The organism is Chitinophaga lutea (assembly GCF_003813775.1).
Taxonomy (GTDB): Bacteria; Bacteroidota; Bacteroidia; order Chitinophagales; family Chitinophagaceae; genus Chitinophaga; species Chitinophaga lutea.
The window spans coordinates 1761491-1782135 of record NZ_RPDH01000002.1; the positions used below are offsets into that span (position 1 = coordinate 1761491).

General features: G+C 53.9%; 16 protein-coding genes. 2 read left to right on the forward strand and 14 right to left on the reverse strand.

Annotation, left to right across the window (positions count from 1 at the left end):
* Positions 1 to 13 precede the first annotated feature (13 nt).
* From EGT74_RS19370 to EGT74_RS19420, 11 genes are all read right to left on the reverse strand, one after another.
* The gene (locus EGT74_RS19370; protein ID WP_123848215.1) at positions 14 to 1867 is read right to left on the reverse strand and encodes a sodium:solute symporter family transporter; all 1854 of its coding nucleotides are present in this window, start codon (positions 1865 to 1867) and stop codon (positions 14 to 16) included.
* Positions 1868 to 1886: 19 nt separating this feature from the next.
* Positions 1887 to 3095 (reverse strand): glycoside hydrolase family 172 protein, encoded by a 1209-nt coding sequence (locus EGT74_RS19375; RefSeq protein WP_123848216.1) that lies wholly within the window; start codon positions 3093 to 3095, stop codon positions 1887 to 1889.
* A gap of 24 nt (positions 3096 to 3119) precedes the next feature.
* Positions 3120 to 4955 (reverse strand): RagB/SusD family nutrient uptake outer membrane protein, encoded by a 1836-nt coding sequence (locus EGT74_RS19380; protein WP_123848217.1) that lies wholly within the window; start codon positions 4953 to 4955, stop codon positions 3120 to 3122.
* Positions 4956 to 4976: 21 nt separating this feature from the next.
* Positions 4977 to 8144 carry a SusC/RagA family TonB-linked outer membrane protein gene (locus EGT74_RS19385; RefSeq protein WP_220392910.1) on the reverse strand — a complete coding sequence of 1056 codons (3168 nt, stop codon included), beginning with the start codon at positions 8142 to 8144 and terminating at the stop codon, positions 4977 to 4979.
* Positions 8145 to 8393: 249 nt separating this feature from the next.
* Positions 8394 to 9398: a LacI family DNA-binding transcriptional regulator gene (locus tag EGT74_RS19390; RefSeq protein WP_123848218.1), complete on the reverse strand. Its 1005-nt coding sequence runs from the start codon at positions 9396 to 9398 to the stop codon at positions 8394 to 8396.
* Between the two features lie 133 nt (positions 9399 to 9531).
* A complete protein-coding gene (locus EGT74_RS19395) occupies positions 9532 to 10974 on the reverse strand; it encodes a serine hydrolase (RefSeq protein WP_123848219.1) in 1443 nt (480 codons plus the stop codon).
* Positions 10975 to 11005: 31 nt separating this feature from the next.
* Positions 11006 to 11908 carry a glycoside hydrolase family 43 protein gene (locus EGT74_RS19400; RefSeq protein WP_123848220.1) on the reverse strand — a complete coding sequence of 301 codons (903 nt, stop codon included), beginning with the start codon at positions 11906 to 11908 and terminating at the stop codon, positions 11006 to 11008.
* Between the two features lie 160 nt (positions 11909 to 12068).
* The gene (locus EGT74_RS19405) at positions 12069 to 12539 is read right to left on the reverse strand and encodes a DUF6644 family protein (protein ID WP_123848221.1); all 471 of its coding nucleotides are present in this window, start codon (positions 12537 to 12539) and stop codon (positions 12069 to 12071) included.
* A complete protein-coding gene (locus EGT74_RS19410) occupies positions 12539 to 12892 on the reverse strand; it encodes a DUF6152 family protein (RefSeq protein ID WP_123848222.1) in 354 nt (117 codons plus the stop codon). The genes EGT74_RS19405 and EGT74_RS19410 overlap by 1 nt, the downstream gene beginning before the upstream one ends.
* Before the next feature lie 201 nt (positions 12893 to 13093).
* Positions 13094 to 13930 (reverse strand): phosphatase PAP2 family protein, encoded by an 837-nt coding sequence (locus EGT74_RS19415; RefSeq protein WP_158618229.1) that lies wholly within the window; start codon positions 13928 to 13930, stop codon positions 13094 to 13096.
* Positions 13931 to 13998: 68 nt separating this feature from the next.
* Positions 13999 to 15513: an alpha-L-fucosidase gene (locus EGT74_RS19420; protein WP_246008256.1), complete on the reverse strand. Its 1515-nt coding sequence runs from the start codon at positions 15511 to 15513 to the stop codon at positions 13999 to 14001.
* A 209-nt stretch (positions 15514 to 15722) separates the two neighbouring features.
* On the opposite strand from EGT74_RS19420, the gene EGT74_RS19425 reads away from it, so the two are divergent.
* Together EGT74_RS19425 and EGT74_RS19430 are read left to right on the forward strand one after the other, a co-directional pair.
* The gene (locus tag EGT74_RS19425) at positions 15723 to 17165 is read left to right on the forward strand and encodes an amino acid permease (RefSeq protein ID WP_123848224.1); all 1443 of its coding nucleotides are present in this window, start codon (positions 15723 to 15725) and stop codon (positions 17163 to 17165) included.
* Between the two features lie 105 nt (positions 17166 to 17270).
* Positions 17271 to 18023 (forward strand): J domain-containing protein, encoded by a 753-nt coding sequence (locus tag EGT74_RS19430; RefSeq protein WP_123848225.1) that lies wholly within the window; start codon positions 17271 to 17273, stop codon positions 18021 to 18023.
* 8 nt (positions 18024 to 18031) lie between these two features.
* Here EGT74_RS19430 and EGT74_RS19435 read toward each other — a convergent pair whose 3' ends face one another.
* The 3 genes from EGT74_RS19435 to EGT74_RS19445 all read right to left on the reverse strand — a co-directional run bounded on the left by EGT74_RS19435 (position 18032) and on the right by EGT74_RS19445 (position 20581).
* Positions 18032 to 18868: an alpha/beta fold hydrolase gene (locus EGT74_RS19435; protein WP_123848226.1), complete on the reverse strand. Its 837-nt coding sequence runs from the start codon at positions 18866 to 18868 to the stop codon at positions 18032 to 18034.
* Between the two features lie 89 nt (positions 18869 to 18957).
* Positions 18958 to 19377, reverse strand: coding sequence for a RidA family protein (locus EGT74_RS19440; RefSeq protein ID WP_181954760.1), 420 nt, complete (start codon positions 19375 to 19377; stop codon positions 18958 to 18960).
* Positions 19378 to 19513: 136 nt separating this feature from the next.
* Positions 19514 to 20581 carry a hypothetical protein gene (locus EGT74_RS19445; RefSeq protein WP_123848227.1) on the reverse strand — a complete coding sequence of 356 codons (1068 nt, stop codon included), beginning with the start codon at positions 20579 to 20581 and terminating at the stop codon, positions 19514 to 19516.
* Positions 20582 to 20645 lie beyond the last annotated feature (64 nt).

Below are 20645 nucleotides of genomic sequence, written 5' to 3' on the forward strand. Positions count from 1 at the left end.
TTGATTTTATGAGTTAATTCGTTTGAGTGACTGCGGCCTCTTCCATTTCTACACCGGCAGCAGCCGTATTATCCGCCGCCCTTCGGGCGAGCACCGCCAGGTATCGTTGCGCCATTTTCCAGAAAATGATGAAGCTGATCACCGCCGCCGCGATGGTCCATACGCCGGTGAGATACCGCGCGAACCATGCATGGGTAAGCCCCAGCATCAGCATCGATACGGACGCGGTTCCGATGATGGCGATGAATATCCCGCGGAAGACCAGTTTGAATGAACCGGCACTGCCTGGCTGATCAAGGTGCTGATAGGGCGTCCAGCAGCCGAGCGGATGCGCGCGGAGGTAGAACTTCCGCAGCAGTTCGTCGGGATCCGGTTTGGTGAGCAGCGCAACGGCGACCCATAATACCGTGGTCAGCCCCATCACCAGCAGCGTTTGCCAGTACCAGGCGATGTTCAGGCTATCCGCCCAGGGCACGCCCAGGAATGCCAGCAGTTTCGGCCCCAGCACCACGAGGCAGAATATGGCGGCGCCGCCGAAAGAAGCCGCTACGCGGGCGGGGCCGTTAAAGCGCCACCACCACCACTGCGCCCAGTTGGCGGGCAGTTCCGCCGCACTGAGCGACAGCATAAATATGGCCACGTCGGTGATGATGAGCACATTGAATACTACCGCGACAGATAATGCGAGGATGATGATCATACCCACTTTTCCCATCAGCATGTAATGACTTTCTTTTGCTTTGGGCACGAACCAGCGGCGGTAGATATCGCTCACCAGCACCTGGCTGCCGAAGTTGAGGTTATCGCCAACGGTCGACATCGTAGCCGCCAGCATCGCCGCCACCATCAATCCCATCGCGCCCACGGGCAGCAGTGTTTTCATCAGCCGCCCGTATACCAGTTCCCTGTCCGCATCGATCTGCCGCAGTTCCGGCCACATCACCGCCGCGCTGATGCTCGGCAGCGTAACCAGCAGCAGCAGGAGGAACATACTGATAGCCGCCACCACGTACATGGTCAATGCTTCAGAGGGTGTGCGCGTGGAGAGGATGCGTTGCCCTTCCATGGCTCCGCCCATCGGGGCCGCATCTCCGCCGTAGCCGATGCTCTGGCCCAGCAGCCATCCCAGTGCGGCGGCCAGCGGGAACACGGCATGATTCTCCGGGGGCACGGAGCCGAGTATTTCGGCACCTGCAGGGCCGAATTGTGCACGAATGGCGGTCACCATCGCCTCCGCGCCGCCGAAGTGTTCCAGCGTGAGCCAGGCCAGCATCAGCGTGCCTGCCAGGAAAATGATCATCTGGATAAAATTGGAGATCACCACGCCTTTATAACCCGAAGAGAATACGAACAGCAGCGAGATCGGCACTACCAGGCAAAGCGTTTGCAGTTTGGTGAGGTCGAATGCCGGCCCCATGATCTTGCAGGCTGCCAGCAGTGTAATGCCCGTCCATGCCGGCATCGCCACCATCGATGTACGGATGGCTATCCAGAGCCGCATGGCGGCGGCCGCTCCCTTCGGGAAGCGCAGGTCATAAAATTCAAGCGAGGTGAACAGGTTCAGGCGCCGCCAGAAAACGGCGAACAATACGCCGCCGAGAAAGAGCGCGAGGCCGAACCGGCTCAGGTACCACCAGCAGATGAAACCGCCGGTGGCCACGGCGAGGCCGCCGTAGCCCGTGGCCGCATCCGGACTTACCAGCGCGGCCGTATAGGAAATACCGTTCAGCCAGCCGGGAATTTTCCGGCCGCCGAGAAAGAAGTTGTCCATGCTTTTGTTCGCGAAACGGCGGTGCCAGAAGCCGGTGCCGAGCATCAGCAAAATGTAAACCACTACGATCCAGATGTCTATTTGATGCCAGTTCATATGTGACGATGCCTGTTGATCAGAGAATGCCTTTTAAACGTTGCGCCAGCGGGGCCAGCGGCGGCAGGTTATTCTGCGGTTTATTGAGGTAGAAATAAGCCGTGGCGGAATAATGATCCACCCTGTAAAAATTCACCCACTCATCTGCCGGAAAACGGTCGTCCGTATAATCCGGGTAGTTGGGCTCTTCCAGCAGTTTCACGAGGCCCTGCTGCGTCATCACGGAGATGGGCTTCACTTTCCCGCCGGCTTTTGCAATGGCCCTGATTTTATCTCTTCCGCCGCCGCCCATTTCCTGTATGGTCACTTTGCACGACGACTGGAAGTACACGGGGTCAGGGATGTGATAACGGTAAAAGGCGTACTGCCCCTTTTGTTTATCGACAACCGGCGCGCCCTGGTACAGCTGCGCGAAAGGGCCGAGGTTCCAGGCGGAGCCTACGTAATCTTCCGTACCGGTGCCCGCGAGCGTAGGATGTTCCTTATCCCCGTCGAGGTACATTTTTACTTCGCCTTCACCGAACCAGGTATCACCGTAAATCCTATCCGGCACGATGCTGAGATTGGTTCCCAGGAAACGCCCTCTCCCGCTCACTTCCGGCAGTATTTCAAAATCCTCGCCCAGCTGATTGTTGTCGCTGCTGTTCCAGTATGCGTGGAAGTAGGCGATATTATCCGGGTGTTTTTTCACTTTGGTGAGGTTCACATCGAAGAACAGCAGCTGGTTATGTTTTGACTCGTTCACAAAAACGATCTTCGCATGTTTTTTAAACGGCATGGGAATAACACAGTTGAAGGATTTGCCTTCCGGATCGGAGAACAGCGCGTTTTGAAACGGCGTTCTCCTGCCGAGACCGATGCCGAAGAAATCGCCCAGCGGTACCGCCACGGCCGGCTTTTCGGCCCCGTCCCAATACATTTCGATGTAGATGGAACGGAGCGACGCCGGGCTTCTTTCGATGATGGTCATCCAGATGCGGTTGATCGTGCCCGCGCCTTCGTAATCCATCATCACCTTCCGTTCGCCCGGTTTCACCCATTCCGCAGCGCGCCCTTTCGCGCCTTTATTTTCCATCCCACCTTTCCCTTTCGCGCCGGTCGGGTTTTCGAGGCTGATCCATTGTGTTTCCGTGCCGGCAGGCAATTCGAACAGCTGCTGGGCAGTGGCCGCTGCCGGTAAAAGGCAGCATAACAATAGCAGCTTGCCTGCATTACATAATCTGATCATTCGTACGTTGTTGTTTGATGATATTTACCAGCCGGGATTCTGTACCAGCTTCCGGTTTTTCTCGAGTTCGCGCTGCTGTATGGGCCAGAGGTAATGTTTCTTCTCGAACACTCTTTTTTCCATCACCCTCCGGGCGTAAAATGCATTGCTGGAAATATTGTACCCGTCCATCAGCACATCGATGCCGTAAATATTGCCGTTATCGGTGGTTTCCGCGGTTTTCCAGCGGTGCGTATCAAAATAGCGGTGTGTTTCAAATGCCAGTTCTATCCTTCTTTCGTGGCGGATCCTTTCGCGCATATCGGCCTGCGACAACCCCGTGGGCAATCCCGGCAGCCCGGCGCGCTCACGTATCAGGTTCACATACTTGTACACGTCCGCCACGGGGCCCTGCGCTTCGTTCAATGCTTCGGCGTAGTTGAGGTACTGTTCGCCGAGGCGGAAAAACACCCAGGTGCGGATGGGGCCCGCTTTCGGTTGCATGACGTAAAAGGGGTTCGTCAGTTTCCTCATAAGATACCCCGTTTCGCTGAAATTTGCACCGGCATCGAACGGCCTTCCATCCAGCCCGCCTTTCCAGAACTGCAGCGGCGTAACCCTGTTCTGCGGAGCGCCCGTCTTGAATTTCGCGCCGGTGAAGCTGATGCTGGCATAAAAGCGGGGCTCCCTGCCTACATACATGCCCCGTGTACCCGCGTAATAATAATCGGTGGCGGCAGGCGCCTGTGTGCTTTCGTTGTACGCGGATGCCGGGTTGACAATGGGTGTCAGGTTGGCGTTATATCCCAGGATGGGGCGGGTGCCATCAGCCATTTCATAATCGTCCACGATGTTCTGTGTGGCGGCCTGCAGGGGCCAGTTGGCGCCGGGCATGCCGCGGGGCTCGCTGTATGCGTCGATGTTGAGGTAACCGGGATCGTTGCTCGTAAAAAACACCTCGTCGTTGAAGTTGACGTAAAATATTTCACTGTAGTTCTTCACCGGGTTACTGCCGGAGCGGTGCAATTTATGCCCGGCGGATTCGGCCAGGTCGATGCAGGCTTTGGCGGCGGTGGCGGCATCCTGCCACCGCGTCGGCACGGCGTCAGGGAACAGGCGTACCCCGTCTTTATCTTTGAAAGCCGCATAATCCGGGTTGCCGTTCCAGAGCGGGCTGGCCATATACAGCAGCACCCTTGCCTTCAGCGCCGCGCAGGTTGCCTTGGAAGGCTTTCCGTAGTCGGTGGTCGCCGTTACCCGTGCGGGGAGCAACGCAGCCGCTTTATCGCATTCGGCAACGATGAACTCCACGCATTTTTCAATCGGCTGCCGTTTGAACGCCACCAGGTCTTCATCGAGCAGCAGCGTTCTATCGATGACCGGCACGGGACCGTACACGCGGATGAGGAAAAAATGATTGAGCGCGCGCAGGAAAAGCGCCTCCCCTTTCCAGTTACTGATACGGTCGGCCGAGGCCAGCTCCGAAGGCGCGAGTCTGTCGATATTTTCGAGGAAGATGTTGGCTTTACGAATGGCGAAATAGCTGTGCGACCAGATATCCTGCACATATGAATCCGCATTCCAGTTCCCGTTGTTCATCGCATTGCTGAAATTCGGCTCATGCCCGATCTCCAGCTCGTCAGAAGCAGCGTTGAACACGTTATTCGGGGCGCAGCCGTTGCAGGGATTATCCACCATCGCCAGCTCTTTCGGGAGGTGGGAATAGATATTGGCCAGGAATTGTTCGGCAAATACAGGATTGGTAAACACCTGCTCCTGCGTCAGATCTTCATCCGGTGTTTTCTCCAGGTAGTCCTTTGAACACGACGGCGCTACCAGCAGGAACACAGTCGCGAGCACGGGGATGATATATGATTTCATGATACCAGTTTTTTTGATTGACTAAAAATTAGCTTCCAGCCCGAAGTTGTAGTTGCGGGGGATGGGATAACCGCCCGTGCCGAAATCGGATTCCGGGTCGATGACCTTGATCTTGTCCCAGGTGGCGAGGTTCGTTCCCTGTATAAATACCCGCACGCTTTTGAGCGACGCTTTTTTGGTGACGTTGACAGGGATGGTGTAACCGATCTCCGCGTTTTTGATCCGCAGGTAGTCGCCGCTCCGCTGCCAGAGCGTGGAACCGGTGTAATTGTTGGTACTGCCCGCCCGCACTGCCGGGAATTCCGCATGGGCGTTGTTGCCGCCCACGACAAACCGTTTGTCGTACACCTGCTGCATCACGTTGTAATAACCGGCCTGTCCGGAGAAAGCCCAGGCCGTCCAGCCCTGCGTGAAAAAGAAGTCGCGGCGTGCCGCGCCGGTGAAAAAGATGGTGGCGTCGAAACCTTTCCAGGCCGCAGTAGCACCGAAGCCGTACATGATCTGCGGTTCTGTGCCGTAGCTGCCGATGATGGTACGGTCGGCCGTGGTGATCTTGCCGTCTTTGTTGATGTCCTCGTATTTGATATCGCCGGGGCGGATAACCGACTGGAGGGCCGTTTGCGAGGGACTGTTGTCGATGTCGCGCTGGTCCTGGAAAAACCCGAGCGCGCGGTAACCGAGGTTGGAGCCGATGGCGCTGCCCCTGAAATCCTGGTAGGGATACAATGCCGGCGGCGCGTCGTTTTCGATGATGGTATTTTTCGCGAAAGTGAAGTTGCCGGTGAAGGAATAATACAATCCTTTTTTAGTGGTGTTGCGGAGCTGGAGGTTCGCTTCAAATCCCTTGTTCTCGGTAATGCCCACGTTGCCGAAAGGTACGGTGCCCGGCGGGTAACCGGCATAGATCGGGATGGTCCTGCGCTCGAGCAACTGCCCGTCGCGGCGTTCGTGGAAAAGGGTGGAAGATAGCACCACTTTCCCGTTGAACATTTCCAGGTCGAATCCCAGATCTGTTTTGTATGCGGTTTCCCAGGTTACGTTCACGTTCCCGATGCGCGCTTCGCTTTTGCCGCCGGGGTTCGTATTCTGATCGATGCCGAACACGTATCCCCCTGCCGATTTATTGTACGTGCTCAGGTAGAGGAAACGGGCGCCGCCGATGCGGTCGTTCCCCACGATCCCGTAGTTACCGCGCAGTTTCAGCAAACTGATCACGTTCCTGTTCCAGAATTTTTCGCCCGATACGATCCAGCCGGCGCCGATGGCCGGGAAGAACCCGTAGCGTTTGCCTTTCGGGAAATTTTCAGAACCGTTATAACCCGCGCTCAGCTGCAGGAGGTAACGGTAATCGTAGTTGTAGGTTACCCTGCCGATGAGGCCCTGCCGCCTTTCGGGCAGGTTCTGCACGGAATTGCCGGCGTTGACGTTGGTGAATTCCCGCCTTTCCGCCGTGAGCATGCCCGTTACCTGGTGCGCACCGAAAGAACGCTCATAGTCCACGCCCACCTGCCCGTACATGGTTCTGTAGGTTTCGTTGCGGTTCTCGAAGCCCAGCGGGGTTTCGGTGGACCATTGTTTGTAAGTTTCCACGCCCGTTACCGGATCTTTCGCATAAGAATAGGTAGCCGGTGATTTGCGCCGGATGTTCTGCGTGATGTCCACCACGTCGAACGCCACGAGGCCGCGGGCGGACAGGCCTTTGGTGATGTACGAAAGGTCCCACTTCGCCGAAAGGTTGCTCACCAGGGTGTTATAGAATTGTTTGGTATAGCCCGTTTGTGTCACCAGTGCGTACGGGTTCAGCAGCAGGTCGCCGAAAGCGCCCGGCTGGCTGCCGTTCGGGTTTTTCACCGGGTAAGTGTTCGGTGCGGTGAGTTTCAGGTTGGCCAGGATGTTACCCGCATCCCTGCCCGGAAAATTGGTGTTGGAAATGATGCCCGACAGCCCTAATGCCAATGAAAATCTTTTGCTGAGTTTCACGTCCACGTTCGACCGGAAATTGTAGCGTTTCAGCGCCGCGTTGGTTTTGTAGCTGTTGGCCGGGTCTTCGTTGTAGATGCCTTCCTGAATGGTGTAACCGAGGTTGAGGTAATATTTTACCACCTCCGTACCGCCCGATACGCCGAGGTTATTGATGAGCTGGCGTGTTCTTTTTTTCAGCACCACGTCGTACCAGTTCACGTTGGGATACATGTACGGGTCGGAGCCGTCTTTGTACTTCTGGATTTCCGCGTCGGTGAATTTCGGCCGCTCTCCTACGTTGGTCAACGCTTCATTGTGAAGCAGCGCATATTCGTACCCGTCGATATTGTCTTCGATGCGCATCGGCACCACGATGGCCGCTTCCGAACGGAAGGTGATATTCGGTTTGCCCACCGTGCCTTTCCGCGTGGTGATCATGATCACGCCGTTGGCGCCCCTGTTGCCGTACACGGCGGTGGAAGCCGCGTCTTTCAGTACGGAGAAACTTTCTATTTCCTGGATGTTCATCGTCGTCCAGTAATCCTGCAGTTCACGTTCCACACCATCCACGATGATCAGTGGTTTGTTGGTGCCGCTTTGCGACACGAGCCCGCGGATGAATACTTTCGCCGCGTCGTAGCCCGGTTCGCCGGAGGTCTGCCGTGTGATGATGCCTGCGAGTTTACCGCCGATCGCGTTGGTCAGCGAAGGTGTGGCGTATTTCTGTATCTCCCTGGCGGATACGGACGATACGGCGCCCACCATCGTGATCTTTTTCTGGGTACCGTAGCCTACTACCTGTACCTCGTTGAGTTTGCGGCTTTCTTCGTCCGGCGCCAGCTTGATCGTCATTGTTTTTTGCGCGCCCACCTTTACGGTAGTGTTGTAATAACCGAGAAAGCTGAAGATGAGGGAGTCTTCCTCACGCGCCACTTCGATCATGAACTTGCCGTTCATATCGGTGGTAACGCCTGTTTGGGTGCCCTTCACCCGTACCGACGCCCCGGGCAGGGCCTCGTCGTTTTCGTTGAACACCGTTCCGGACACAACGAATGAGCGCTGTTGCATGGCTGCGGTTGTTGTGGTGCTACCCGTCTTTGCGGCCGCCGGTGTCATAAAAAAGATGAGCAGTAAAGATGTGGTGATGCTGGCGGCAGCGATGCGCCGGCCGCCGGAGATTTGTCCGAACAAAAGATCGGTGAACCTGAATCCCGTAGAGAATTGCATAAATAATAGGTTTAAAGGGTTCGGCGTTTGTTCAATTTTTGCATTAACGTGAAAAACATGGAAGGCCTGAGGCCCGGCTACGATCTTATCCTGTCTAAGGAGCATACGATTGCTTCATAGCGGCGGCTGCGCTATGGAGATTCTGGCTGATAGGCGGAGCGCTGCAATACGGCACCGCGTATGGTCATTCAACGAACATTCAATCTATAAATGAATACGTATTCAAAAAATAAAATGGCAAAAAAATATTTACTTCCTGGACTTCACGGTGTTCCGCACCACGAGATGGCCTTTCATCATGATGATCTGCGGTTGGGCGGATTGATCGCCGATTTCCTGTGTCAGCAGTTCAACCGTACTGTCTACCATTTCTTCCAGCGGCTGTTCCCAGGTGGTGAGGGAATAGGACGGCCATTCGGACATACGGATGTTATCAAATCCGACTACGGACACGTCTTCGGGGATACGGAGGCCCATCGTCCGGATGGCGTCCATGACGCCGAGGGCGATGATGTCGTTCCCGCAAAAGATACAATCGATGTGTTTATTTCTGGTGATCAGTTCCTGGGCAGCTTTAAAACCGCTCTCAAACGTGTAATTGCCCGGTTCGATCATGAGATTTTTGATTTTTCTTTCCTGCAGCACTTCCCTGAAACCCTTCAGCCGGTCGATGGTGGTAGAGGTATCGGAGGGACCGGAGACAAAGGCGAACGACTGATGGCCCAGTTCCACAAGGTACGTGGCGATCTGCTTGGCGGCCAGGTAGTTGTCGCAGAACACGGCGCTGCTTTCCAGGTGCTCGGTATACCGGTTGAACAGCACCACGGCGATCCCGTAGCGCTTGAATTTTTCCGAGGCGGAGGAAGATAACAGGGCATCGGTGATGATCACCCCGTCTATATTATATTCCAGGAGCTGCGTGATTTCGCTTTCCTGTATTTCTTCGTTTTCCGAATTGATGAAGATGAGATGGTACCCGAGAGCGGAAAAGCGGTTGTGGAAGATTTCCAGCACGGCGGAATAAAAAGGATTGCGGATGTTGCGCATCACAATCCCGATCATCATGCTTTTCCGGGTGATCAGGCTCCGGGCATGGGCATTGGGCTTGTAGCCCAGCTTTTCGGCGGCAGCCAGTATTTTCTTCCGCTTTTTCTCGGATACGTTCGTATTGCCGGCAAATACCCTGGAAACGGTAGACTGCGAAACCCCTGCGGCTTCGGCTACGTCGAGAGAAGTGTAATTCTTTCTTTCCAAGGTTTGCTTTTTATTGAAAATCAGGTGATTTGAAAAATGACTGCGTATTCATTTCTACAAATATAATAGGCTTTTTTAAAAAAGAAGAGAAATTTTTTAATTGCCTGTTATTTTTTTGGATAAAGCGGGCATGTTAATCCCGCCTGGCCTCCATTTCCTTCCCGTTCTGAAACAGCGTCAGCTTTTTAGCCACGCCGGCGCTGTCTTTTTCGAACCTGAGCCGGGCGGTCACTACCGTATAGAAGAATTCGTTTTCAGAAGACGGATAGATTTCCACTTTCGGTTGCCCCGTCAGTTGTGCGTATGCCTGGTTCAACTCGGTGGTAATAGTAAATTTGAAGCCCGGCGCCAGGGTGTATACACCCTCTATGGTTTTCAGCTGGGCGGGACTGAGCGCAACGCTTTTCATGAACGGCGTGGGCGTGGGCATGCTGAACGGTTTATCAAACAATATGTTCTCCGTTGCGCCGCACAACTGGTACAAGCTGACGACATTGTAAATGTTGGTCAGGATGATGATGGTCTTCTTTTTTTCCGGGTAACGCGCGATGATGGTCATGTATCCGGGGTATCCGCCTGAATGCATATATCTGCGCCCGGTGGTTTCATCGGGTGGCAGGATGAGCCAGCCATAACCGTAAGCCAGGCCGGCAAACGCCGCCACGCTACCGTTATTAAGCCTGCCCGGTACATAGGCCAGCTGTTGCCGGCTTTCCCTGATCAGTCTGCCTGTGTACAGGGCGTGGTCCCACTTGAGCAGGTCTTCCGTGTTGCTGCTGATGCCGTAGGGGCCTGCCACACCGTCGAAATAATACTGGTACCGATTTGCCTTCACGCTGTCGTTGATCACGAAACGGCCGGCGGCCGGACTGTAAACATGCCCAAGGGCGTAATTGTCCAGCACCTTGCTGGCGGCTCTCCTCGCATACACACGGGAATCGGTCATGTTCAGGGGACGGAAAATGTTTTTATCAAGATAATCCGCGAACGGCATCCCCGATATTTTCTCCACAATGAGCGCCAGCAATACATAGTTGGTATTGGAATACGCCAGCATTTCGCCTGGCTTAAAAAGCGCCGGCAGCTTGCTCTTCACCATGGCATCCAGGATGTCTTTGTTATAATTGATGCGTGTCACATCCACCCTTGTTTCATCCCACGGCAAAAATTCCGGAATGCCGGACGTATGCCGCAGCAGGTTGTCGATGGTAACGCCGGGATAGTGCAGCGACGGGAAATATTGTCCGATATCGTCCTGGTAACTGAGTTTACCCCGGTCCTGCAACTGCATGATGGCCATGGCCGTAAATTGTTTGGCAACGGACGCGAGCTCAAAAACGCTCCCCTCATGCAACAACTGTTTCGTTTCAAAATTGGCGTACCCGAAAGCCTTTTTATAAACAGGCCGCCCCTCTTCGGCAATCAGCACACAACCATTGAATACACCTTGCCGGTGCAGGGTTTCAAACAGGGAATCCAGCTTCTTCTTCGTTTGGGCAAAGCCGGGGAGAATGGGTAACATCAGCAGGGAACAAGCGAGCAGCGTCCGGAAAGGGCTGTAAAATTGACGGTTCATACCCGAATTTAATTAATTCTGCGGTAAATCGCTAGGATACCTGCCCCACTCCTTCCGTCGTCATCACCACCCGTTTGAGCGTACCATCGGCGTTATAATACAGATGGTCGACGCACACGGAACGCCGGTGGCTTCCGCCATCGGGAGGCAATGCGCCGTTGTGATAGATGAAATAACTCTGTCCGTTGTATTCAAGGATGCTGCCCCGGTTGGTGGCGCAGTTGCCTGCCACCTCGTTGAGAATACCTTTGAATACCCAGGGCCCGTCTACGCGGCGGCTCATGGCATAGGCCACTTTTTCGGGGAATTGATAACCGTACAAAAGGTAATACCAGCCATTGCGCTGATGCAGCCACGCCCCTTCCGAAAAAGATGGCAGGTATACCTGGTGGATTTCACCTTCTACCTCGATCATGTTGTTTTTCAGACGGGTGTAAAAACACTGGTTCTTGCCCCAGAAAAGATAGGCCTGACCGGTGTTGTCGATCAGTACGGTGGGGTCGATGCTAAAGATATCATCCGCTGTGTACGGCAACATATCACTGCTGATCAGCGCGCTGCCGCGCGCGTCTTTGAAAGGACCTTCGGGCCTGTCGGCCACCGCGACGGCAATGGCTCGCCCGGGAATGTCTTTATGATCTACGGCGGCGTACCAATAGAACACATCGTCGCGCTGCACCACCTGCGAGGCCCAGGCCCCTCCCTTCACCCAGCTGAAATCTCTCGCTCGCAGCGGCGAGCGGTGCTCTTCCCAGTATACCAAATCCACCGACGAAAAACAAAGCCACTCGTGCATGATGTATTCTTCGGTGCCCGGCGGGGCTTCATCGTGCCCCGTGTACATATATACTTTTCCGTTAGCTACGAGCGCGTTGGCATCTGCCGTGTATTTGTGCCTGATCACCGGGTTGCCGGATGCTGGTTGCTGTTGCATGATAGTTATTCTTTGTTGTCCGGGAAAGCCTCAATTATTATGCCCGCGCGTACCAACGGTCTGTTTGAGGAAATGACCGGCGCCGCTGGTCAACGGGTTTGTGCAATAAAAGGAATGACTGCCGGCACCAACGAACGGTGGAAGTTTTCATGTATCATGATCAATACGCCAATAACCGCCCGCATGCGATGATCGCGATCCACAACATGATGGAACAAACGGCGATTGCTTTTGCCGGGATGGGCATCTCCGTGCTGTTGTGCCACCGGGAACGGAAAACCGCGAACAGCCAGGCATTGCAGGCAGCGAGCACCAGCAGGATCAGCTTCGTCCGGAAAACAGGATCATAACCCAGGGTATGGGCGTTTGTCATAAACAGCAGTATGCCGGAAGGTATGATGAGCCACAGGCCGCGCCGCGACCACGACAGTAAGTGTTTTGCCAGTCCTGCTACCGGCAGGTGTTTGGCGAATCCCAGCAAACGGAAGTCAAACAGCAGTGCGGGGCCTACCAGCAATACGATCCCCACAATATGGATAATCTCGATGACAGGATACAGCCAGGCAGCCTGGCGGATATGCACCGCCAGCGGGGTGTTTTCCAGCCATTGCAGCCAATCCGCAACAGCCATCAGCGCAGTTCGTATTTGTTGCCGTCGATAAAAATACGCTCGGCGCGCATTTCATCCTTGATTTCCTTGTGGGGATATCCCACCACGCGCAGCGACCTCCCTTTCTTTACCATATCAGCCTTCACACCACGGTCGCGCATGCGGGTGACCGGTGCAAGTATGACCGTCCACACTTTTTTATCCTGCACCACTTTGATGGTAGCGTGTGGATTTTCATACACAGATGATTCAATAACACCGGTGTAATCGAGGGTTTTGGTTTGATCGTAGTTCGCCCAGCCGTGGTGAGGCGGTGTGAAGGAAACGCAGAGCGTAAAGAGCAGGACTGCGAAGAGATTTTTTAGTACAATCATACAGCAGTATTTAATGATGACTAATGGATTCCCGTCTGTATAAATATACCAAATTCCGCCATCATTCCTACCAGCTGAAATCCTTCAGGCTTACGCTACCGCTCATATGGATGTTTTTCAGGTCCGCCCCCTTGCAGGCCAGCTCTTTCAGTGTATGAAGCCTGCACACAACAACAATCCGGCAACATACCAGGAAACGCGCTACAACTTGAGGCTCACCGTCAACCCGCTGTTTTCCGTGCCGTAAAACGGCGATACGGATACGCGGTTGTTCTTTTTCAAGCGGCGGTGAAATTCCGGTACAAATATCCCGGAGCCGGCGCCGATCACCAGACCAAGCAGCACATCGGTCCTGAAATGTTTGCCGGCCCGCATCCGGTAGTAGCCTACCAGCGAGGGCGGGATGGCTGCGGCGGTATAGATCGCGGCCCTTTTCAGGCCTTTGATCTGGTGGTAGTCGGTGAAGACCTTCGCGAAGAAAAACGTGGAGGTGGCGGCAAAAGAAACGTGGCCGCTGAAGAAGGAATTGCTTTTTGCGATACCGACTTTCTGCTCCAGCGGGATGTCGGTATTATACACGTACGGCCTGGTGCGGCGCACGGGGAATGCCGCCGCGAAATAAATCGCATTATCGACCGTATGGGAAACAAGGTACATCGTGATCAGGTCGAGCCAGTCTTTGCGTATCTGCTTGTCTGCCGCCAGCAGCAGGGGACTGAGGATGGAAATATTCAGGAAAAGATCGGAATACTCCTGCGCTTTGGTGAAATAGGCGGGATTGGAAAAGATGACCGGCCGGTCGAAGCCGTTCACGTTGCCGGGGTTCAGATGCGCCACGTCAGACGCGTTGTACGCCGAGGTACGGTCGAGCGCCGCAAAGCCAAAATATGAGGTACCCAATGCCAGCACGGAGGCGGGCAGTTCATACTTCAATGTAACCTGGTATATTTTTTCTCTTTTTGCGGTCACCACGGAATCCGACTGACCGGAAGCGGCGCCGGCGATAAAAATCAAAAAGAGGCACAGCACACTGTGCATCCTGCTGCAATTGAACCCAAACATAGGCGGAATACTTTTCTGCGGGTAAATATAAAGAATATTCCGGCCTATCTTTTATCCAGGTCGATCACGGATATCTCATAAATGGAAGGCGGCGCACTGGCTTTAAGGACCCTGAAGCGCAGGCTGCCGGTTTTATAACTCCGCGGCAGTCGTATCACCTTGCAGTCGCCCATCGGCTCATGCCCGAGGAAAATCGTTTCCCAGCGGCCGTTCTGCAGGATGTCCACCGTGTATTCCTGTATGCGGGGTAACCTCACCTGCGAAAACCCGTCGGGCAGGTTTTTCGTGTCTTTATATTCGAAGATGCTGATCTTGTTGAAGGGCTCGTTGGCATTCAGCGTTATCTCCAGGCTGGCCAGCGTGTCCCTGGATGCCCAGCGACTGTCGAGGTTGCCATCGGTCACCAGTGCTCCTTCGTACCGCTTCCCTTTTTCTTCCCATACGCTCGAAGCCTGCACGGGTTTTAACGCAGAGATGAAGCGGCCGTTTCCTGGAAGGGGTTTGTTCATGGCGAGGCCGAGGCGCTTACCCAGGCTGATGGCCGTCAGGGCTTCGTATTCCCGGATGCGGCCGGTTTGATCGGGCGGGATGTTCACCACCAGTGCGTTATCGTTATCGGTGCACCAGTAGAACAGCTCCTCCAGTTCATCCAGTTCGCGGGCGGGCAGCTGCGCCGACTTCTGGAACCAGTTCCAGCGGTGGCTGATACACAGCGTATGCTCGAAAGGCATATAGTACGATTTGCCTTCGTGCAGGTATTGTTTTTTATCGAAACGGGTGATGATCTTCGGATCCCACAGCCGGAAATCCGACGGAAAGTACTGGAAGAAATATTTATCGTCCACCGTCATTTCGGAAGGCGGTGTGTACTTCCGCTTGCCTTCTTCGTTCACGATGGTGTGATTGACGCTCACCGCACAGGCAGGGTTGAACTTTTTCACCAGCCGGTAAATCTGGTCGATACCCCAATCCTGCGGCTTGCGGTCCCATCCCCCATCGAGCCACAGTTCGCAGATGGGCCCGTATTGTGTAAAGAGCTCGGTGAGCTGTTTCAGCATATAGTCGATGTATACCTGCGGATTTTTGTCTTTATACGACGGTTCATGCCGGTCCCACAGCGAATAATACACCGCAAACTGCAGCCCGTATTTGCGGCAGGCATCAGCGACGGCTTTCACCACATCCGTTTTAACGGGGGAAGCCGCCACGTCGTAGGTAGTGTACTGACTGTTCCAGAGGCAGAACCCGTCGTGATGTTTGGTGATGAGCAGCACATAACGGAAACCCGCATCCCGGGCCGTACGCACCCACTGGTCCGGGTCGAGCTGTGTGGGATTGTATTTTTCCGCGGGGATGGTGCCGTCCGACCATTCCACATCGGCAAAGGTATTGACGCCGAAGTGGATGAACATGCCGTAGCCGCGTTTGATCATCGCCTGCTGGGCGGGATTGGGCCGGGTACCCGGTTGTTGTATCTGTGCAGAGAGGCCCATGCAGGTCAGCATCAGTACCAGGAGGCTGCCAATGTGTTTTTTCAGATCGGTCATTTTGTTCGTCATCTTAAAAGTATCCGGAGTAAGGATTGGATGTTCGTTTTTGTGTCCGGCAACAAAAGAAAGGGATTTTTCCCCTATTCCGCAACATCCGCTAATATGGAACCGGTTTTGGTTAAAATACGGTAAACCGCCCCAAAAGGCAGCCGGGGCCATTTTTGTTTATCTTTTTGGTGAAATTACCTCATATTGCAACCTTATATATCTTTTACACCTTGAAATCAGCAAACGAAAAAGCGGACGCACAGCAACTCAGAAGAGGTTTACAAAACCGGCATATCCAGCTCATTGCGCTGGGCGGGGCCATCGGTACGGGGCTGTTCCTCGGCATTGGTCCGGCGGCGGTGCTGGCCGGCCCTTCCGTCATTTTAGGCTACGCCATGGGCGGCATCATTGCGTTTTTCATCATGCGCCAGCTGGGCGAGATGGTGGTAGACGAGCCGGTATCCGGCAGTTTCAGCCATTTTGCCTATAAGTACTGGGGCAGCTTCGCCGGGTTTGCTTCCGGCTGGAATTACTGGGTGCTTTACATCCTGGTGAGCATGTCGGAACTGACGGCCATCGGCATATACGTGCAGTTCTGGTGGCCCGAAATCCCGCTATGGGCGTCGAGCCTTTTCTTTTTCCTTGCCATCAATGCGCTGAACCTCAGTTCTGTAAAAGTATACGGAGAAGCGGAGTTCTGGTTTTCGATCATCAAGGTGATCGCCATCATCGCCATGATCATTTTCGGCGTGTACCTGCTGCTGAGCGGTACCGGCGGCCCGGGCGCCGGCATACAGAACCTTTGGAACGACGGCGGCTTTTTCCCGAAAGGCCTGATGACGGCCGACGGACAGGGCGGTTATCAGGGGCTCCTGGCGGCCATCGCCCTTATCATGTTTTCATTCGGGGGGCTCGAGCTCATCGGCATCACTGCAGCAGAAGCGGAGCAACCGGAAAAAACCATTCCCAAAGCCACCAACCAGGTGATCTACCGCATCCTGATCTTTTACGTGGGTGCACTCGTGATACTTTTTGCACTGTCGCCGTGGAAGAGCATCACCACCGACAGCAGCCCGTTCGTGATGGTGTTCGAAAGCCTGAAAGGTTTCCAGTTCAGCCTCTTCGGCAAAACCATTTATTTCACCAGCCTCATCGCCAATGCCCTCAACCTCATCGTACTGACCGCCGCGCTGTCTGTTTACAACAGCTGTGTGTACAGCAACAGCAGGATGTTATACGGACTGGCGGAGCAGGGCAATGCCCCTTCGTTTTTATCGAAGCTGAACAAAAACCACGTGCCGGTTAATGCCACGCTGATATCGGGCCTGTTTGCCGCGGTGTGCATCATCGTCAATAAACTCATGCCGGAAAAAGCGCTGGAAGTACTGATGTCGCTGGTAGTATCGTGCCTGATACTCAACTGGCTCATGATCAGCGTGGTGCACCTGAAGTTCAAAAAACACAAACGCGAAGCGCAAATACGGACGAAATTCCCATCCTTTCTTTACCCGGTGTCGAACTACATCTGCCTGATATTCCTGACCGGCATACTGGTGCTGATGTGGATTACCGGTATGACGACCCCCGTGGCGCTGATCCCGGGCTGGCTGGTGTTCTTGTACCTGTGTTACCTTGGCGTGAAGCGAAACAAATCTTATACCCCCGGGTATTAAAAAAGAGGGCTGCTCCATGAGCGGCCCTCTTTTTTTAGGCAGTAGGTGGAGATATTTACCCGATTATCGGTATATTACTATACTTATTTATCTCCCTGACCCGCTATGCTTAACTATTATGAAATACTCGGAGTAGCCGATTTTTCAGCACCGGAAGTCGTCAGGAAAGCACACCGGATGCTTTCCAAACAGCACCACCCCGATCTCAATAACAGCGATAAATTTCATGAGGAAAGGTTCAAGGAAATCCAGCATGCTTATGAGCAGCTGCGCAATCCCGACCAGAAGGCCGCATTCGACACACGGCTGCGCTATTACTATTCCATCCGCGATCATCATCAATATACCGCGCAGGAAAGCTACCATCAATACGCTCCTCCTCCGCAGCCCGACAGCTCTTATACGCCCACGGGAAAAGGGCAATCACCGGTGATGGCAATCGTGTTTTTTTTGATCTTTTTTTCCCTGTTGAAAATATTCCTGGCGCAGCCCTGGGACGATAATGCACCGCCGCCAAGGCAAGCCCCATTCAAATTCCAGACAAGCGAGCCTCTTTTTTCACCTGAAAACAAAACACCGGAAGCCAGTCAGGAGCAATCTGTTTTCCAAAGGGAAGCTTCCCCTTTCCAGCCAACTACCACTGCTTTTCCCGCTCTAAAAGACACAACGGTGGTACAAAAAACCTTCAGAACCGGTTCATCGAGAGATGCGGTAAGGGCCGCTCAGGGCACACCGGAATGGGTGACGATACACAATGGTTCGGAAATGTGGACCTATGGCAATAGCGTGGTCATCTTTAAAAACAACGCGGTGGACAGTTATCACAACATCGGCAGGAACCTCCATGTTGAAAACTGAGTGGTATCTTACTCCTTCAGGAATGTTTCAATCATGTCTACCACGAACGCCGGCATGCCCGGTTGTTTGGGAGGAGCGCAGATTTCGGCGATATATTCCCCGTGAACACCGGGCAGTATCGCCAGTTTCGCATGCTGCAGCGTACGCGATAATTCGAGTGCGTGTGCAGGCTGCACAGCGTCCGCATCGCCACCGATCACGAGCGCAGGCGCCGCAATGCCTTTGATCGATGCATCGGGGATATCCTTGAACGCAATCATTCTTTCCGAGTCGCGCTTAAACATGGCCTGTAAGCCTTTCGGATCGGGATTGATGGCTTTATACGCCTCTTGCAGCGGGGTGGGCATCTGGTCGAGCGTGGCCTTTTCCATCATATCGAAAAAGCCTGGCGGCATGCCGCTCCGTTTGTAGAGCGTAGATGCGAGTACCAGTTTATTGACGAGTTGGGGATGCCTGATAGCGATCTGCAGGCAGGTGGTGCCGCCGTTGCTGAAGCCCATAAAATCCGCCCTGGCGATATTGAGCTGGCCCAATAAAGCGGCTACGTCATCCGCATCCTGTTCAAAACTGTAAGGCCGGTCGATGTCTGCCGTATGGCCGTGCGATTGTGTTTCCACCGCAATCACACGATGATTCCTGGAGAGCTCCGGCAGGATGCGGCCAAACGTGGTGTAGATAGTAGAACCTCCGCCGTGTATCAACACGAGCGGACTGCCGCTGCCGTGAATCTCATAGTACATCTTCAAGCCGTTCACCGTGGCAAAGTGGCCTGTTGGTTGCTGCTGTGCTTTCATCTGGAAAAATGTCAATACTAAAAATGTAAAAATGGCGAGTGTCCGTTTCATGGGTTCATCTGTTTTTCGAAAACACAAACTTAAGCCCGATTCAGGAACAGCAGCATACCTGAACTCGCCAATCTGCGGGGTGATTTGCGTCATTTTTTATCTTCGGGCACCACGGCTACGGCTTCAATTCCCACAAGGTAGTCGGGGTTCGCCAAACCGGCTACAAACTGCATGGTGACCACCGGCGGGTTAGGCCGGTTGCCCCACACTTTCTGGAAGCCTTCAAAACCGGCGCGGAGATCCTGTCCGTGCACCACATACACCGTCCATTTGACCAGGTTCTCCCAATCGCCGCCGGCTGCGTGCAAAGCTGTTTCCACGTTCTTCAGCGCCTGCTCCGTCTGCGCTTTCAGGTCGCCCTTCCCCACAATTTCACCGGCAGCATTGTTGGCGTTCATCTCGCCGATGTAAATCGTTTTGGCATTTCCCTGTATGGTAATCACATTGGTAAATGCAGGGTTCTTTATCAATCCGTCTGGATTAATGTGTTTGATTGTCAGCGTGTCCATGATGTGAACGGTTTGAGGATGCGTGTTTTTGTTTGCCTGGCCACAGAAAGCAAAAAGCGGAATGAGTATGATCAGTTTTTGCATGACCGTATGCTTTTGCGGGAAAGGGCACAATCATCATGCCAGCGGATTTTTACTATTTCACTGCTACCACATAACAGCCGTCGAGCGAATGCACATAATCGGTATCATACCCTACCGTCAACAGCTGAAAGTTGCAACCGGGCAGCGGGAAATAATCCAGTTTCCCCCATTTGTACGATTCATAAAAAGCCGGCCAGCTGCCGTTTTTGGGATAATACTGGCAGGGGTGTTTAAATACCAGGGAATCGTTCGGGAAAGTGAGGCTGAAATACCCCGTGCCGTCCCAGTTCGCAGGAGTATTGGTGGGCGCAGGCGCCATAATGCCCGCCCTGCGGGCGGGATTGTAATCTTCCCTGAGGAAGTAGCGGATACGGAGCGGCGATTTTTCACCGGTCCAGTTATAGCGGCGTCCGTCCTCATATGAATGGGCCGTTATCGGGATCAGTGTTCTGAAGCGTGTACCGAATTTCGTATCGATATCAATGTTGTTAGGAGAAGGCGCATACACCTTCTGTACTTTTCCTTTGATGGAAAAGAAAAACACCTGCCGGCTGCCGCTGCTGTCGTATTCATGATCGCTGAGGCTGGCATCCGCGGCGTCATACAGGGCATTGACCAGTGTTTTTAACTGATACGCCTCCATCTTGAGCGCGGCATTGGTTTCTTTGTAAGGAAGCTGCGCTGCGCCGCCACCGGTGAGATAATTGGTGTAATGATTTTTATACAGGAGATGACCGTTAAATTCACGGCCCCAGTCCTCTTCACCGGCGCCATCCGCCAATGTATCGATCACATTGCCGTTCACATCGAGGCGATAGTACGTGGTATTCAGCAAGGTTTTCCGGATCTCGCCTTCCTGTTCGGTATCCATCTTCCCGATTACCACCGTCTGCGTAGTGTCGTCCACCGCAACGAGGCTGATCCTGCCTGTGCATAGCGGTTTGATGCGATGATGCTGCGATGCGACCTCCTCCCCGAGCGACGGATATTGTTTGTATTCCTCGGGAAGACGGGATAAAAAATAGGCGGCTGAGTGGAAGTACCGGTACACATACCAGCCTGCGATACCAACGGCGACAAGGGCAACAATGTACAGGATAAACATCGGTTTTCGTTTCATTAAACACAATGGGTTAATAATGGGGCTTAAGGTAACAAATTTTATTGGTTGTGAAATGCCTGCC